Source organism: Phaeodactylibacter xiamenensis (assembly GCF_000759025.1).
GTDB lineage: Bacteria > Bacteroidota > Bacteroidia > Chitinophagales > Saprospiraceae > Phaeodactylibacter > Phaeodactylibacter xiamenensis.
This window is the reverse complement of the sequence record NZ_JPOS01000149.1, coordinates 1-1,282: the sequence shown is the minus strand read 5'-3', so window position 1 is coordinate 1,282 and position 1,282 is coordinate 1. Positions and strand designations below refer to the sequence as shown.

The 1,282-nt window shown below is 50.0% G+C and carries 2 protein-coding genes; both read left to right on the top strand.

The window, feature by feature from the left end:
- Positions 1-40: 40 nt before the first annotated feature.
- Positions 41-268, top strand: coding sequence for a hypothetical protein (locus tag IX84_RS30445; protein WP_044220747.1), 228 nt, complete (start codon positions 41-43; stop codon positions 266-268).
- The gene (locus IX84_RS32295; RefSeq protein WP_081969018.1) at positions 265-1,260 is read left to right on the top strand and encodes a UPF0236 family transposase-like protein; all 996 of its coding nucleotides are present in this window, start codon (positions 265-267) and stop codon (positions 1,258-1,260) included. The genes IX84_RS30445 and IX84_RS32295 overlap by 4 nt, the downstream gene beginning before the upstream one ends.
- Positions 1,261-1,282: the final 22 nt, after the last annotated feature.

The following is a 1,282-nucleotide window of genomic DNA, read 5'->3' as shown; positions in this document are numbered from 1 at the left end:
GTGTGTATAACAAATTGCACAAGTTAGCTATCTTTAAAGTATGAAGAAGCCAACCCCCACCCCGAGCGAGCTAGAACAAGTTGCCGACGAGATACTAAGTGGCATGCGTGCCGAGCTACTCGACTTTCTGCAATCTCAAGCCAACGCGACCTCATCGTCAGCTTATGAGAATAGCGTTTTAGATTTAGCCCGCCAATTTGCCCAAAAGGTAGCTACCCAACAAGATGGGCCACTGCCAAAGAGCCGCAACGCTAAAAAAAAGTCTTGACAAGTTTTGGGCAGCTTACGCTGTCTAAAAACCACGTGCTATGCCAAGGCACAAAACGCTTTGCCCTCAGTGAGCGCCTGCGGGAGCTGTGCTGCCTGCTAGGACAGGGCAGTGTTTACGAGCAGGCTAGCGAGACACTGGAAGAACTGCTTAGGCTAGACTTATCTGGTATGCAAATACAGCGTGTCTGTATGCACTATGGCAGTTTAGTAGGCCCATTGGTCAGCGCGGATGCGGAAGGGGCCATACCCAGTTTAGAAATTACTGATGAGCAAGCGCCTACTTATGTGATGATGGATGGCATGATGCTCCCTACACGAGAGGAAAAGAGCTGGAAAGAAATTAAGCTCGGCCGCATATTTCAACACCAAGATGTGGTACAACTGTCGGCCAAGCGCAGACAAATACGCCAATCCGTCTATGTGTCCCATTTTGGCAGTGTCGACCAGTTTTTCCCTAAACTGGAGCGCCATCTAGTACCCTATCAAAAAAAGGTCATTTTGGGAGATGGAGCCCCATGGATATGGCGTTGGGCCGAGGACAACTTCCCTGGGGCTCGTCAAATATTAGACTTCTATCACGCCAAAGAAAAACTGGTGCTCTTTGCAAAACATCAGTTTAGAGTAGATGAAAAACGCAAAGCCTGGGTGGCTGGCCAGTGTGAAGTACTCTCAGCCAATAGAGTGCACGAGGTAGTGGATAACGTAAGCTGCCTCAGAGCGAGAAATCACGAAGCCCGGGAAGCTAAGGCGAAACTGCTATCTTATTACGAAGAGCATGAAGACCGTATGCAGTACAAAACCTACAGGGATGAAGGGCTGCTCATCGGCTCTGGACCAGTAGAGGCCGCTCATCGTAGTGTCTTGCAGCAGCGGCTCAAATTATCCGGCCAACGCTGGACGGTTGATGGGGCGCAAGCCATCGCGGATTTGCGGTGCTATCGTAAAAGTGGAGCGTGGAGTACGATCCAGCAACTTGTCGCAGCGGCATAGCTGTGCAATTTGTTATACACAC